Genomic DNA, 16,041 nt, shown 5'->3' with positions numbered 1-16,041 from the left:
CCGATTGCCCGAATAGTAACTTTAAAGCTTGTTTTACAGGCGGAAATTTTCGCCTGCTCTTGACATGCTCGAATCGACACTGTTATATATAAAGCAAGGGCTGAATGCTCATTTGAGAGCCTTCAGCCCAATCATTATCATAGAAGATTACATTTACAGAGTTTTATTCACACACTCCTTACTTAACATATTTTTATTTCCGATATTGGTGATCGTACTGATTCAGGGTATGGTTCCTTTTATGACGTTGTCACTTACCGGCATCAAGACCAATATGGAAAACAATACGATCAGTATGGATAGCCATCTGGTAGAAAACAGACAGGTTGTTCTACAGAATGATATGATCGAAAAATGGCGTTCTGTCTATAAACAGGGCGATTCGCTGAATCTGAAACTGGCTTCATTTCTGGATAAAAATAACATAGATATCAAACAGTTTATGACAGACGGACAAATGCAGCAGAATTACCTTGCGGCTGTTTTTCCGGATATGGTGAATACGTTGCAGTATAATCTGACGACAGGTTTATTCCTCGTACTTGCTAACGACAGCAATGTGGATGAAAAGGCGCAGTATAACGGTTTCTTTCTGCGTGATTCCGATCCGGATACGGTGGCAAAAAGTAATACTGACCTGTTACTGGAAAGAGGCAGTAAACAGCTTTCCCAAAAGATGAACATTTCTCTGGACAGTGCGTGGACAACCGATTTTTCGCTGCTGGGAAACGGTAACCGGGCGAGTGATTCTTTCTTTTACCAGCCTTATCTGGCTGCCACAGAGCATCCGGATGTAGATCCCGTCCAGCTTGGCTACTGGGCGAAACCATATATTCTGGAAGACCACTATATGGACAACCATCAGATGATTTCCTATTCGGTGCCACTTGTATATCAGGGAACGGTATATGGTGTGCTGGGTGTGGAAATATCGGTCAGATATCTCAGTAACTATTTCTCCGTTAAAGATCTGGACAGCACATTAAATGCAGGATATGCGATCGCAGTTGCAAAAGGGAACGGTATGTATGAGCAGCTCACGGGAAAGGGCAGTTTATACGAAGCAGTTTTACGAAAGGGACAGCTTCTGACCTGTGAGAAAACGGATAATGCAGAACTTTACAGGGTTTCGGATGCCTGGCTGGGAAAACAGCAGATCTATGCGATCGTAAAGCCGTTGAGTCTTTACAGCAACAATGTACCTTATGAGGATACGGACTGGGTGCTTTGTGGTTTTATTACGGAAAATTCCATTTATGGAACAGCAAGGGACGTGTATCAGAAGATGCTCCTTGCAGTACTTGTTACAGTGATACTGGCAGTTGTGCTGGTTTATATTCTGGTGCGTGATGTCACAAAGCCGGTTTTCAGACTGATGGAAAGTGTGCGTGGCGGTCTGGAAGGCATCCGTCATTTTAAAGCATCCGGCATAACAGAGATTGACGAGCTGCATGATGTTATCGAGAATCTGACAGATACACAAAAGCAGACAGAAGTGGCTCTGTTAGAAGAGAAGGAACGTTACCGTATTGCGGTGGAAAGCTCACAGGATGTATTTTTTACATTCTGGAACGAGGAAAACAGACTGGAGATTGTAAACAGCCGCGGGAAAGACGGTATCTGGGACTGCAAAGAGTATCCTGCCCTGATCGACAGTGCAAACATCTATCCGGCGGACAGAGGAAAAGTGCTGGAACTGATGCAGTCTGCTCCAAAAGAGATCAATGTGGAATTCAGACTGAAAGATCTGGAAACAGAGATGTATATCTGGTACAGCATGACCGCCAGCGTTGTACAGGATGAAAACGGAGATTCTGTCAAGATCGTTGGATGTCTGCACAATATCCAACAGAGAAAGATGCTGCAGCAGGCACAGGAAAATGAACAGTTTTTTGATCCGGTCACGGCATTTTGCAGGTTATCCTATGGCCTGGATCAGATTGCTAAAAATGCAGAAGAAGAGCCGGCAGGAGTCCTGCTTTTGCTGGACATTGAGCATTTTACGCATATCAATGAGCAGTATGGTCTGGTATTCGGGGATATTGTACTGGAGCAGCTGGCAAGACTTCTGATCAGAAAGTGTATGGAACAGGATGTGGAGCATCCTGTGTATGTCCGTGCGGGCGGTGACCAGCTTCTGCTATGGCTGCCAAAGGTGAATATGGCAAAGGCAAGAAATTATTTGCGTACAGTACAAGGGGAGTTTGCCGGATTTACGGATGAGGATCATCTGGAACTGCGATTTAAATGCGGCATGTTGCAGACAGAGGCTGTTCTGCCTCTGGAAGATACGATCAGAAAGGCAAAGATCGCACTGCGTGCAGCAAAAAACGGCAAAGCGCTGATCATAGATTACCGGGAACTGAACGGAGAGGAAAAGAAGTTTGAGCCGTTTCCGTTTACAGAGGTGGATTCTTATGACCGCCTGAAACGGCTGAGTCTTTCTTCCCTGGCACTGAATCTGTTTGACCGGAACGGCGATGTATCCGTTATATTGGATATGATGCTGATGAAAATGCAGGAGCAGTTCGTGATCACAAATCTGATCATCACATGTTTTAACAGTGACTATATGGTCAACTCCCTGTTTTATGCCAGAAAAGAAGTGGAAACAGTGCAAGGGCAGGATGGGATCGTTCATTGCCAGGATCGGGCTTATCGTCGCTTCGCAGAGAAGGAAAAGATGCAGTGTATTGTTCCTGTGACGCCAAAAGACCGGGAAAATCCGATCTGGGGCGCTTTTATCACAGAAGAGCAGGGCGTTGTATTTCATATGAAGGATAACGGTCAATATGCTGGCAGTATTCTGATCATGGGAATTGGCAGAAGAGCAATGGAAGACGAAGTGGCACATAAGCATCTGGAAGAGGTGGCAACGGTCATCCAGAACCGGATCAATCTGCAGAGACATGATCAGTCGGCGCAGGCAAAATCAGAATTTCTTGCCAGAATGTCGCATGAGATCCGTACACCGATGAATGGCATTATCGGTATGACGAATATTGCACTGCGACAGGATCAGACAGAAGAAGAGAGACTGAACTGTCTGAAGAAAATAGAAAGTTCTTCCAATTATCTGCTTGGTCTTCTGAATGATATTCTGGATATGTCAAAGATTGAAAGCGGAAAGATGCATCTGGTGGAGGAAAAATGCAATCTGGCAAAACGGATCGGAGAACTTCGGGCACTTCTGGATGTGAAAATCGCAGAAAAGAATATTGTGTTTGAACAAAAAACAAATCTGCAGCACGAATGGTTTCTCTGTGATGAACTCAGGATCAATCAGATCCTTGTCAATCTGCTGAGCAATGCAATGAAATATTCGGGGCAGAACGGACATGTTGTACTGACGGTGACGGAAACGGAGCAGACGGACGGTACTTCCTTACTGGCTTTTTCCGTACAGGATAACGGAATAGGAATTCCGAAAGAGAAGCAGAAGCTGATTTTCCAGCAATTTGAGCAGGCAGATACTTCGGAGCAGGCAAGAAAGCAGGGAACCGGCCTGGGACTTGCAATCTGTAACAGACTGGTACATATGATGGATTCTGAGATCCATCTGGAAAGCAGTCCGGGAGAAGGCAGTATTTTCAGCTTTACGTTAAAACTGCAGGCAGTACAGGTGGAAGCAGAGCAGGAGGAACAGACTGAGCAAAAATTCTCCTTTGACGGAATGCACGTACTGGTGGCAGAGGATAATGCACTGAATATGGAGATCATCCGGACAATTCTGGAAGATTATGGTGTTATCGTGGAGGCTGCGGAAAACGGAGCAGCCGCGCTGCAGTGTATGCAGGATGCAGCCCCCGGCAGTTATGACCTGATCCTGATGGATATCCAGATGCCTGTTATGAACGGATTGGAGGCAACAAAACAGATCAGGGCACTTGACAGAGCTGACTGCAAAGAAATCCCGATCATCGCCATGAGTGCAAATGCGTTTGAAGAGGATGTGAAACGTTCGTTGGAAAGCGGTATGAACGGCCATATGTCAAAACCGGTTGATATGAAGAAACTGGAAGAGATGCTCAACAAAATCTGGCAAAAACGGTCAGGTAATAAAAAAGTATGACAGCAGGAAGCAATATCTGTTATAATGGGAAAAGTGGCGCTTAAAAGCCAAAGAAAACAAAGGTAAGGAAAAGTACATGTTAGAAGTAATCGATCAAGTCAATAGTGTAGTCAATAATTTTATCTGGGGTGTTCCCGCCATGATCTGTATCATCGGTGTCGGACTGTTTCTGAGTATCCGCACCAGATTCATCCAGATCCGTAAATTCCCGTATGCCATGAAGGTAACGATCGGGCGTATGCTGAAAAAGAGAGAAGCATCCGATGGAGCCCTGACACCGTTTCAGGCAGTCTGTACGGCGCTGGCGGCGACAGTCGGAACCGGTAATGTCGCAGGTGTGGCAGGTGCGATCGCCATCGGCGGACCGGGTGCTGTGTTCTGGATGTGGATCTCAGCTCTGCTTGGTATGTGTACCAAGTTTTCGGAGGTAACTCTTGCCGTTCATTTCCGTGAAACCAATAAAAAAGGCGATCTGGTCGGCGGCCCTATGTATTACATCAAAAACGGTCTGAGCAGGAACTGGCGCTGGCTGGCATATCTGTTTTCCGCATTTGGTGTCCTGACCGTATTCGGTACCGGAAATGCGACACAGGTCAATACGATCACAACGGCGATCGATTCCGCGCTGTACAGCTATGGCATTCTGCCGGAAGGTGGTGCGGGCACACTGAATCTGATCCTTGGCATTGTCCTTGCAATCCTGATCGGGCTGATCCTGATCGGTGGGATTAAACGGATCGGGCAGGTGACGGAAAAACTGGTTCCGTTTATGGCAGTTATGTATATCATTTTAGCCATTGGTGTTGTGGCCATTCATTTTAAATCGCTTCCGGCGGTATTCGGTATGATCTTTGAAGGTGCATTCCGTCCTTCAGCTGTAACGGGCGGTGCAGTCGGCAGCTTCTTTATGAGTATGAAAAAGGGTGTTTCCCGTGGTATATTCTCCAATGAGGCAGGTCTTGGAACCGGTTCGATCGCACATGCCTGTGCGGATACGAGAAAGCCGGTCAAACAGGGCTTCTTCGGTATTTTTGAAGTATTTGTGGATACGATCGTGATCTGTACACTGACAGCACTCGTGATCTTGTGCAGCGGTGTTCCGGTCGGCTATGGCAGCGCAGCAGGCGCAGAGCTGACGATCAGCGGCTTTACCGCGACCTATGGAAACTGGGTATCCATTTTCACAGCAGTTGCCATGTGCTGTTTTGCATTCTCAACGATCATTGGCTGGGGACTGTATGGTACAAGATGTGCGGAGTTTTTACTGGGTGAACGTGCCAACAAGCCGTTTATGGTGTTGTATGCACTGGTAGCAATTGTTGGCGCAACAATGAATCTCGGGCTGATGTGGAGTATTGCAGAAACCTTTAACGGACTGATGGTCATTCCGAACCTGATCGCAGTATTCCTGCTGTCCGGTGTGGTTGTGAAACTGGTAAAAGAATATTTCCAGAAAGAACAATAAAATACAGAATATAATTACAGCCCATTTGCAAAGCAGATGGGCTGTATATTATTTATTGCCGCGTATAATAATGATATCGTTCTGTTTTAAGATCAGATCCTTCTGTGGCAGAACGGAAAGCCCGTCCCTAAGAAGCAGATAGACGGTAAACTGTTCGGTCTCCTCGAGCTCCTCGACCGTCTTTCCTGCATAGCGTTTGTCGACAAACAGCTCTGCAATTTCATGGATATCCGCACGGCGGTAATCTAAAATGCCGCTCTTTCGCTGGTACTGTTCCACAAAACCGGCACTGATAATACCGGTCGGGATCGCAACTGCACCGACGCCGAGGTAGGCAATACAGATCGCCATGACACGGCCTAAGGTTGTGATCGGATAAATATCTCCGTAGCCCACGGTCAGAAGCGTTGACATACTCCACCAGATGCCACTGAAAGCATTGCGGAAAACAGTGGGCTGTGCTTCATGCTCGACGCTGTACATGCAGAGGCTGCTGGCAAGCATCAGGATAAATACGATAAAGACGGAAGAAATGATCTGATTCCGCTTTTCATACAGGACGGTCGTAATGACATTGAAGGAGTCGTATTTGGCGTTGAGCCGGAACAGATGAAAGATCCGTGCAACACGCAGCATGCGGAAAATGACGAAACCGGACAGGAAGAAGACCGGAACGATCGTCAAAAAATCAATGATACCGTCAAAAGAAAATAAAAAGCGCAGCACAGACTGCCATTTATGCGGCATCGGATAAAGCAGTTCACTTGTCCAGATCCGCAGAATGTATTCGATGCAGAAGATAAAAAGCGTGGTGTACTCCACAACTTTGAAAATACCTGAAAATGCCGCAAACTGATCAAAGGTCTGTAAAAAAGTAACGGCAATATTGCAAAAGATCGTGATCGTGATAAAGATATCGAATAAGCGGCTGATCCGGTTACTTTTATCGCCGATCTGTATAATATTAAAGATTTTCCGTTTCATGGCATGTCCTTTCTGAAAACCTGATATACTCTATTGTAGCATGAAAACAGACACTTGACAAAATGCATGTCATTTCATATCCTAATAGAAGAGTGAAAGAACGGAAACAGGCGTAGAACGGAAAGAGTATTTACCCCGGATTTGTCAGAGAGTGGATGCACCGGCTGAAAGCATTCATCAAATGAGCGGTAAAGAAGTGCGTCCGGGAGCCTGCCCGCTGAATTTAGTAAGCGGGCACGTATCATCTGCGTTAAAGATGCACAAGGGCTGGAATGATCTTATCATTCCTTCAGTAGAGTGGAACCGCGGTGAAACGTCTCTATATATTAAATATATAGAGGCGTTTTGTAGTGAGGAAGGTGTTACCATGGGTTTTATTAAAAATATAAAGGAAGAGATCCGGATCATCCGGGAAAGAGATCCGGCGATCCACTCTAATATGGAAGTATTTCTGTATCCGAGTTTTAAAGTTATGCTACACTACCGTATTGCGCATAAGCTGTATTTAAACAGGCATTATTTCTGGGCAAGATGGGTGTCCCAGAGAGGCGTTCGAAAAACCGGCATCGAGATCCATCCGGGCGCGCAGATCGGTAAGGGTCTGTTTATCGACCATGGAAACGGCGTGATCATTGGAGAGACAGCGATCATCGGCGATAATGTGACGCTGTATCAGGGCGTGACGCTGGGCGGAACCGGTAAGGAACAGGGAAAAAGACATCCGACGGTCGGCAATAACGTCATGATCAGTGCGGGCGCAAAGGTGCTCGGTTCCTTTACGATCGGAGACAATTCCAAGATCGGCGCAGGTAGTGTCGTTTTAGAGCCTGTACCGCCGAATTCGACGGTAGTCGGTGTTCCGGGCAGAGTGGTCAAACGGAATAATGTTTCCCTGCCGCAGGAAGAAATGGATCAGGTACATCTGCCGGATCCGGTCAAGGAAGATCTGTCTATGCTCAGACAGAGTAATATCGCACTGACCAACAAACTTATCGAAATGGAAAATGAAATCAAAGCACTCAGGAAAGGAGTTACACATGAGGATTTATAATACGCTTACAAAAACAAAACAGGAATTTGTACCGATCGAGGAAGGAAAGGTGCGTATGTATGTCTGCGGTCCTACCGTATACAATCTGATCCATATCGGAAATGCACGTCCGATGATCGTATTTGACACGGTACGCCGTTATATGGAGCATAAGGGCTATGAAGTCAATTATGTATCCAACTTTACAGATGTGGATGACAAGATCATCAAGGCAGCGATCGAGGAAGGGGTAGATGCCTCCGTGATCAGCCGGCGTTATATCGCTGAATGTAAAAAAGATATGGCAGCCATGAACGTAAAACCTGCCACCACACATCCGCTTGCTACACAGGAAATTGATGGCATGATCGATATGATAAAGACTTTGATCGATAAAGGGCATGCTTATGTGGCAGCAGACGGAACCGTTTATTACAGAACAAGAAGTTTCAAGGATTACGGAAAGCTTTCCCATAAAAATATCGACGATTTAAGAGGCGGCAACAGAAGCCTTCTCGTATCCGGTGAGGATCAGAAGGAAGATCCGCTTGACTTTGTATTATGGAAACCGAAAAAAGACGGAGAGCCTTACTGGGAATCTCCATGGTGCAACGGTCGTCCGGGCTGGCATATCGAATGCTCTGTTATGAGCAAAAAATACCTCGGTGATGAGATCGATATCCATGCAGGCGGTGAAGACCTGATCTTCCCACATCATGAAAATGAGATCGCACAGTCTGAGGCATGCAACGGCAAGATTTTTGCAAGATACTGGATGCATAATGCGTTCCTGAACATTGACAATAAGAAGATGAGTAAATCACTCGGTAACTTCTTTACCGTACGTGATATCAGCGAAAAATATGATCTGCAGGTGCTTCGCTTCTTTATGCTGTCCGCACACTACAGAAGTCCGCTGAACTTCAGTGCCGAGCTGATGGAAGCTGCCAAGAACGGACTGGAAAGAATCCTGACCTGTGCCCAGAACCTGCAGTACAGATTAGAGCATGCGGCAAACAGTCATATGACAGAAGAAGAGGGCAGGCTCTATGAGCAGGCTATAACTTATGTAAACCGTTTTGATGAAGCAATGGATGACGACTTCAATACGGCAGATGCCATTTCCGTTATCTTCGAGCTTGTCAAATTCATCAATTCCAATACAGGAGAGGAAAGCTCCAAGGCATATTTACAGAATCTGTACGAAGAACTGAAGATGCTGACAGACATCTGCGGTCTGATCATTGAGCCGAAGCAGGAGCTTCTCGATGCAGATATCGAAAAGCTGATCCAGGAAAGACAGGATGCCAGAAAGCAGAAGAACTTTGCACGTGCAGACGAGATCCGTAACCAGCTGCTGGAGAAGGGTATCGTGTTAGAGGATACCAGAGAAGGAGTAAAATGGAAGAGAGCATAAGTCTGCTTTCGCAGATCAAGGAAACATTTGCCTGTAAAGAAATGGATATCAGAACCTATTCACCGATCACACTTGCCTTCCTGGGAGACTGTGTGTATGATCTTGTGATCAGAACTGTTCTGGTGGAACGATGCAATCGTGATGCCAACAGTTTACATAAGATCAAAAGCGCGGTGGTAAAAGCGGATGCACAGGCAGAGATGATCGAAGCACTTCTGCCGGAGCTGACGGAAGAAGAAGCCGGTGTATACAGAAGGGGCAGAAATGCCAAGACCTCGCATACGGCAAAAAATGCCTCCGTCGTTGCTTACCGAAAAGCGACCGGATTTGAGGCACTGATGGGCTATTTATATTTGACGGAACAGACAGACAGGCTGCTTTTTCTTGTAAAGAAAGGGCTTACGCTGATCGGAAAAGAAATCTGACGGCAAAAGAAAGCGACCGGGAAACCGGGCAGAAATGAGGAAAAGATGCGATACGAAGAATTTACGATAGAAGGCAGAAATGCTGTCATAGAAGCATTTCGCAGCGGCAAGCCGATCGATAAGGTGTTTATTCTGGACGGCTGTCAGGATGGGCCGATGGTGACCATCCGCAGGGAAGCAAAGAAAAAAGATGTCATGATCAAGTATGTGACAAAGGAACGTCTTGACCAGATGTCCGAAACAGGCAAGCATCAGGGGGTCATCGCCTATGCTGCAGCCTATGAATATGCGGAGGTTTCCGATATTCTGGAGAAAGCAAAAGAAAAGGGAGAAGATCCTTTTATCTTTATTCTGGATAATATTGAGGATCCGCACAATCTCGGCGCGATCATCAGAACAGCCAATCTGGCAGGCGCACACGGTGTGATCATTCCAAAGAACCGGGCAGTCGGTCTGACCGCGACTGTTGCAAAAGCATCTGCAGGCGCACTGAATTATACGCCGGTTGCAAAGGTTACCAATCTTTCCCAGACAATCGAGGAACTGAAAAAAGAGGGACTCTGGTTTGTCTGTGCGGATATGGACGGCGAGATCATGTACAAACAGAATCTGACCGGACCGATCGGACTGGTGATCGGAAATGAGGGCGAAGGCGTCGGACGCCTTGTGAAGTCCAAATGCGATCTTGTGGCGCGGATCCCCATGCAGGGAGACATTGATTCCCTGAATGCTTCTGTGGCAGCGGGCGTACTTGCCTATGAGGTTGTCAGACAGAGAATGCAGGCAAAGAAATAGACAAAAATGAGGTAACAGATGCAGGAAAGATGGAAGGATTGTTCGGATGAAGAACTGATCATACGACTGCGTGAAGGGGAGCAGGAGGTCATGGATTATCTGATGGATAAATACAAAAATCTTGTCAGGGACAAGGCAAAATCCATGTATATTCTGGGCGGTGATACAGAAGACCTGATCCAGGAGGGCATGATCGGTCTGTTTAAGGCTGTCAGAGATTACGATTTTGGCAGGGATGCCGGCTTTTCGACCTTTGCCACGCTTTGTATTTCCAGACAGATGTATACGGCGGTGCAGGCATCCGGGCGGAAAAAACATATGCCCCTCAATACCTATGTATCATTGTCGGGAGAGTCGGCGCACACGGATGAACAGAAGGGAAATGCGCCTTTGGAAAGTATGTTGCAGTCAGGGCAGCTGAGTGATCCGGAAAAACTGTTCATAGACCGGGAAAATGTGGAATATATTGAACAGATGATACAGTCTCAGCTCAGCAGCTTTGAAAAGCAGGTGCTGGATCTGTACCTGACCGGTATGGGTTATGTAGAGATTGCAAAGGTGCTCGGCCGGGATGAAAAATCAACAGATAATGCGCTGAGCAGGCTGAAATCCAAACTGCGGAAGGTGATCATATAGAGGATGACCGGATATGTCGAAAAAACGACCGTATCTGCATGAAAAATGGAGAAAACGGGAAATAGGTTTGACTGTATTTGGTATATTGATATATGATAAAGAGGAAAAGAAGCAGCAAAGCTGTTACATAGTATAAAAGAATGCGAGGGAGTTCCAGATGGAGAGAAATGATCCAAATACTAAAATGAGAGAGAAGATCTACAAAGAGTTAAAGGTTAATTTCCAGAACCTTGAGCAGCAGATCAAAGAGCTGGAGAATTTAAATGCCGAATATGCGATCAAATGTGACCTGTACGGTCAGTGTCTGGCAGAACATCTGCTGAGCAGCGGCAGTGATGTGATCAAGAAGCATTTAGAGGAAACACACGCAAAGATCCAGGAAAATGAAGAAGCAATCAAACAGCTCAAACTGGAAAGAGATGCTTACCGTATTGAGATCGAGATCTACGAAAATAATATCAAAGATAAATAAGAGCAAAATGAGAGAAGGGGCGTCATGTCAGTACATGACGTCCCTTTTTGTGAGAAATTCAAATCCTGCAATAAATGCGGGCAATAAAAAAAGCTGATGACGGGAATTGAACCCGTGACCCCTTCCTTACCAAGGAAGTGCTCTACCTCTGAGCCACATCAGCGTTTTTGTTACCGAACGATATTGTATCAAAGAAAAGATTCTTTGTCAAACAAAAACTGGATTCTCAGTGTAAAATATGGTAAAATTCTGAATATGTAAAGTATGGATGCGAGGGTTATAAGGAGAAGGATACTACATGAATCAACATCTTTATATGAGGGATTTTATAAAAGATAATAACCGCAGAATCAATGGAATTCTCGGAAAGCTGATCACGGCATTTCTGATGCTGATCCCTGCGGCGGTTATTGCATGGCAGGTCGATGTGCTTGTATTGGAAAAGAGCACACTTGTTAAAGTATGTCTATTGATCCTGGTGGCATCGGTTGCTCCGGTGATTGTCTGCCGGTATTCCTACAATGAGACGGTAAACCGCTGTGTCTGCCTGACGGTTATGGAAGGACTGGTCTGTCTGGTTGCCTGTAATGATGTGATCAGCTTAAAACTGCTTTATGTGATCGTACCGCTTGTCAGTCTTCTGTATGCGGACAAGGCTGTATTTGTGCATACGGCAAGAAATTGTTTTTTTGCCATGCTTTTTGTATTTTTGTATAAATATTATCACACGGACAGCAGGCTCCATACGCTGCGCTACACATATCAGACAAGCTATGAGGAATTGCTTGCAACCGTGCTGGAGTATCTGATCTTAATGCTTCTGATGTACCTGCTCTGCACAAAAGAACGTGATATGATCCTGTCAGGTTTTTTGTTGGAACAGAGAGAGGATGGCAGTTATGTGACAGCTGCAGCGGCAGCTGTACCGGCAGCAGAGGCAGAACAGGCAGCACCTTATAATACAAAGGGGCTGTTTCTGGAGGTCAATCAGAAAATGCAGAGTATGATCCGCGGAAAGGATAAAGTCTTTTTGTTGCATGTGGATTATGATCTGCCCAGTGTACTGATCGGTGATACCGAAAAGATCCGTCTTGCCATGATCAATGTTTTAAGTGATCTGCTGCAGTTCACAGAGCAGGGAACAGTTACAATGACAGTGACATATGAAAAGGGAATTTTGCCGAGAAAAGGGCAGAATATCACGCTGGTGTGCAAAATTGACTGTAGTGAGGATCTGACAGAAGATCTGCGCTATGGAAATGCACCGGGCTTTGCACTTGCTAAAAATATGATCCAGAAGCTGAATGGCATCTTCCTGGATAAAACCGTGGGTGGAGAGGTCAGACAAACCAGATTTGTGATCTCGCTGCTGCAGACGGTTGAGGAAGAAAAAACGATTGGTGAGATCAAGGAGAAACACAGAGAAGAACAGAAGGAACTGATCACAGATTCACGCAGAAAGGCACAGAATCTGTATTATGCGAAGCAGGTGAAAGCACTTGTGGTGGATGACAGTACGGCAAACTGTAAGTTGGTCGCATCTCTTCTGAAATCGTACGGTATGCAGGCAAAGACTGTGGAAAGTGGTGAAGAGGCGATTGAAGAGCTTCGCACAAGGAAATATGATTTTGTGATTCTCGATCATATGATGCCTGTTAAGGGCGGTATCCAGACAGCAAAGGAGATCAGGCAGCTTGGTGATCCATATTTTGAACTTCTGCCGCTTTTAGTCATGACATCCAATATTACGGAGGAGTCCAAGCAGATCTTTTATGACTGCGGATTTTCCGAAGTTATCTCAAAACCGATTAAGGAGGAGGAACTGCGACAGGCGCTGGCACATTGCATGTTCTTATGATCAAAATGAAAAAGTTTTTTGCGCAGTTTAAAAGTTTAGATTTACAGACAGGGATCGAAGCAGCTCTTGGAGCTGTTTTGACCCTGTTTTCCATTTTCAGTCTGTCTGTAAAGGGCTGGTACGATCAGCTTCCAGTTTACAAGGATCTGATTTGTGGGCTGACAACCTGGTCCGGCTATAACAAACAGGCGGATCTGTGGCTGATCCGGGGCGCAATTATCGGACTGCCGCTTTTATTTATCCTGTTTATATGGATCCTGCTAAAAGTGAAGCCTGCAAGGCAGAATACGGGCAGGGAAGAGAAAACAGACAGGGAAAAAGCCGTTTACGGTTTTATGATCGGCTATGCGGCTGTACTTCTCATGGTACTGACGCAGCAGAAGTATATGTGGCAGTATGCAGCGCTTTATGTGGTGCTTCTTTTGGGGTATCTGCTCTGTCGGCGTACCAAAGAAAGTTATGTAAACTGTATGGGACGGGCAGCACTTGTATATGGTGCATTGACGGTGCTGTTTCTGGCAGCAGGGTGGAAGGTAAGGGTCGCACAGCTCTGGCAGGTGGGAAGCCTTGTTATATTAGGGCTTACAGCTGTTTTCTTCCTTTTGTTTTGCGGGCTGCCACAGCTTGGCAGATTGTTTGAACAAATAAAGCTTGAGAAATATCTGCAGATCTTACTGCCGCTTGGTTGTCTTTCCTTTGTGCATTTCCGGTATCAATATGAAGTGACCGGGCAGATCATGGAGCTGTTTTATTCCGGCAGATGGAAATATTTCTGTATTTTGCTGACACTGGTACTTCTGGTATGGGCGTATTTCTGCAGTAGAAAGAAAAGCGGGATCTATCCGACGACTTTTGTTATGGCTGCCATGCTGCGTGTTTTTACGCAGCCGGAAGGACTGCTCAGCATGGATTATTTTCATAACGGTGAGATCACATTACCGATGCAGCAGCTGATGTCGTATCATAAGCTGCCTTATCGGGATCTGATTCCGATTCACGGGCTTTGCGACTATTATTACGGCCTGATCGATTATCTGTTTTTTGATGGTTCGTATCTTTCCCTGAATGCAGCGAAAATAGTTGGGGATCTTGCCATGGCATTTTTGCTGGCACTTGTGATCTATTATTTTATGGAGCATAGGGCAGGTATATTGCTTGTCTGGTTATTTATGCCGTTTCTGGTCAGAACAGCGGGAATGCGGTATTTGTTTTTATTTATTCTGTTTTTGGTTTTGTTTAGTAAAAAGCTGCAGAAACTTGATTTTCTGTATGCATGGGTACTCCTTTCCATCTTTGCAATTGCATGGAATGCATCGATCGGTGGAACCGCGGCACTGGCATTTCTGCCGCTTGTCTTATGCAGAAGCATCCCAAAGCTGGGGGAGAACTGCAAAGAAATCCTGCACAGACCGGGGATGATTGTGCGCTGGCTTCTATTGATCGCATTTGGTATCGCTTTTATTCCATTGTTTTTACAGATCGTGATCTATTTAAAGGACAATACCGGAACGACGCTGTACGTGAATGGCATGGCAATGTTTGAAGATGTGTCAGAAGCAGCAGAGTATCTTCTGCCGGGATTCACAGGAAACCATGGAACCTTCTTTATCGGAACATTCGGCTTCCTGCTGCCACTTCTCTTGTGTCTGTATTTCGCTTTGAAGAAAGAGAAAAGTGCAGCGGGACAGTTTATAACATTGTTGATATGTTATCTTGTTTTGATAAATTACGCGTTTGTCCGTTTTGACGAAGGCGGCAGAGCTTTGGTTTTGACGATTTTTTTCGGTATTCTGACAGCGGCAGTCCTTTTATATGAGCATAAAAAGTGGCTTATGATACTGACTCTTGGCTCTTTGATGTTATGGCTGAGTCAGGATGCACCGCTTGCAACGGCGGACAGTCTCTGCCTGATCAAAGAGGTTCCCGCATCTGTGGAAATGACGATCGGCGGAAAAAAGATCGAAGATCCGGTTGTTTATGTAACAGATGCAGGAATACCCAATATGGGAACAGGATTTGTACAGGGAAATACCCTGCAGAGCCTGCAAAATATCGGAACGGTATTACAGGCAGATGTGACAGCAGGAAAAACATGGTTGGATGCGACAAATGCAGTTGCCAATGCGGTTTTATTTGACAGGGAATGCTTTTTCACGTTTACATCCGTTTATAATATCAGTAACCGCACCATGCAGGAAAAGGCGATCGCACAACTTTCCGAAAATCTGCCGGATCTGATTCTGCTTGCTCCGTATATCCAGTTTGATGAGGCAACTTTCAGTGACAGGAGCATTTTGCTGTATGATTATCTGATGGAGCAGGATTACGTACCGTATAAATATGAAAATGTGATCTATCTGCTGCGCGGAGAGAGTCATACAGAGGCAGCGAAGGCAGATTATGAAGCATATGCACAGCTGCTGCATAAAACGAGCCTGCAGATGCTTCCTGCGGTCTGGGCGGGTGTAGAAGAGAAAGGACAGGAGTTGCAGATCCCTTACCGGATCGAGCGGACAGATGCAGGATTTGATCTTGTCTTTGATCAGGCGATCACGGGAATGGATATTGACCTTTTGCAGATAGACTGCGATGCATCTATTGATCTGCCGGATGCGAGTGTAGATACGGCAGAGGAGAAAACTGCAGGACAGACCTCTGCAGGACAGGCAGAGCTTTCCTTCGAGACGGAGGTATCAGCAGAGGGCAGTGCACATTTTACCTACACGATGGCGGACAGTGTGCTGTTACCGCTTTGTACAAGCCCGTATTTCACCTGTGAGAAGGTGGTAGAGAGAATGCATATCACACTGCCAAAGAAGCTGGCAGATGTGGATGAGACGCAGCTACACTGCAGGTTCTATAAAATACAATAAGATGTAAAACAGAG

The 16,041-nt window shown here is 45.8% G+C and carries 11 protein-coding genes, 1 tRNA gene and 1 other annotated feature; of the genes, 10 read left to right on the top strand and 2 right to left on the bottom strand.

Going from position 1 to position 16,041, the window contains the following annotated elements:
* Positions 1–208 precede the first annotated feature (208 nt).
* Positions 209–4,072 (top strand): ATP-binding protein, encoded by a 3,864-nt coding sequence (locus KQI22_RS12850; protein WP_330623379.1) that lies wholly within the window; start codon positions 209–211, stop codon positions 4,070–4,072.
* A 76-nt stretch (positions 4,073–4,148) separates the two neighbouring features.
* Positions 4,149–5,537 (top strand): alanine/glycine:cation symporter family protein, encoded by a 1,389-nt coding sequence (locus KQI22_RS12845; RefSeq protein WP_216552986.1) that lies wholly within the window; start codon positions 4,149–4,151, stop codon positions 5,535–5,537.
* Between the two features lie 48 nt (positions 5,538–5,585).
* Here KQI22_RS12845 and KQI22_RS12840 read toward each other — a convergent pair whose 3' ends face one another.
* A complete protein-coding gene (locus tag KQI22_RS12840; RefSeq protein ID WP_216552984.1) occupies positions 5,586–6,521 on the bottom strand; it encodes an ion transporter in 936 nt (311 codons plus the stop codon).
* Positions 6,522–6,625: 104 nt separating this feature from the next.
* Positions 6,626–6,845: a binding site (T-box leader), on the top strand.
* A 43-nt stretch (positions 6,846–6,888) separates the two neighbouring features.
* On the opposite strand from KQI22_RS12840, the gene epsC reads away from it, so the two are divergent.
* The 6 genes from epsC (at position 6,889) to KQI22_RS12810 (ending at position 11,296) form a co-directional block, all read left to right on the top strand.
* Complete coding sequence (epsC, locus tag KQI22_RS12835; RefSeq protein ID WP_216552982.1) at positions 6,889–7,572, top strand: serine O-acetyltransferase EpsC; 684 nt, start codon at positions 6,889–6,891, stop codon at positions 7,570–7,572.
* Positions 7,559–8,968, top strand: coding sequence for a cysteine--tRNA ligase (cysS, locus tag KQI22_RS12830; RefSeq protein ID WP_216552980.1), 1,410 nt, complete (start codon positions 7,559–7,561; stop codon positions 8,966–8,968). Before epsC ends, cysS begins: the two co-directional genes overlap by 14 nt.
* Positions 8,953–9,393 (top strand): Mini-ribonuclease 3, encoded by a 441-nt coding sequence (locus tag KQI22_RS12825; RefSeq protein WP_216552978.1) that lies wholly within the window; start codon positions 8,953–8,955, stop codon positions 9,391–9,393. The genes cysS and KQI22_RS12825 overlap by 16 nt, the downstream gene beginning before the upstream one ends.
* Before the next feature lie 45 nt (positions 9,394–9,438).
* On the top strand, positions 9,439–10,188 hold the full coding sequence (gene rlmB / locus KQI22_RS12820; protein ID WP_216552975.1) for a 23S rRNA (guanosine(2251)-2'-O)-methyltransferase RlmB: 750 nt from the start codon (positions 9,439–9,441) through the stop codon (positions 10,186–10,188).
* Positions 10,189–10,206: 18 nt separating this feature from the next.
* The gene (gene sigH, locus KQI22_RS12815; protein ID WP_216552974.1) at positions 10,207–10,824 is read left to right on the top strand and encodes an RNA polymerase sporulation sigma factor SigH; all 618 of its coding nucleotides are present in this window, start codon (positions 10,207–10,209) and stop codon (positions 10,822–10,824) included.
* A 157-nt stretch (positions 10,825–10,981) separates the two neighbouring features.
* Positions 10,982–11,296, top strand: a complete 315-nt coding sequence (locus KQI22_RS12810) for a hypothetical protein (protein WP_022004221.1) — start codon at positions 10,982–10,984, stop codon at positions 11,294–11,296.
* Between the two features lie 91 nt (positions 11,297–11,387).
* Here KQI22_RS12810 and KQI22_RS12805 read toward each other — a convergent pair.
* Positions 11,388–11,459 (bottom strand) — tRNA-Thr (locus tag KQI22_RS12805).
* 153 nt (positions 11,460–11,612) lie between these two features.
* Between KQI22_RS12805 and KQI22_RS12800 the strand changes: the two genes are divergently transcribed.
* Positions 11,613–13,154 (top strand): response regulator, encoded by a 1,542-nt coding sequence (locus KQI22_RS12800; RefSeq protein WP_216552972.1) that lies wholly within the window; start codon positions 11,613–11,615, stop codon positions 13,152–13,154.
* Positions 13,151–16,027, top strand: coding sequence for a hypothetical protein (locus KQI22_RS12795; protein ID WP_216552970.1), 2,877 nt, complete (start codon positions 13,151–13,153; stop codon positions 16,025–16,027). Before KQI22_RS12800 ends, KQI22_RS12795 begins: the two co-directional genes overlap by 4 nt.
* Positions 16,028–16,041 lie beyond the last annotated feature (14 nt).

This window comes from Kineothrix sp. MSJ-39, from assembly GCF_018917935.1.
GTDB lineage: Bacteria > Bacillota > Clostridia > Lachnospirales > Lachnospiraceae > CAG-194.
The sequence above is the reverse complement of the archived record's forward strand: the minus strand, read 5'-3'. Positions and strand labels throughout refer to the sequence as shown.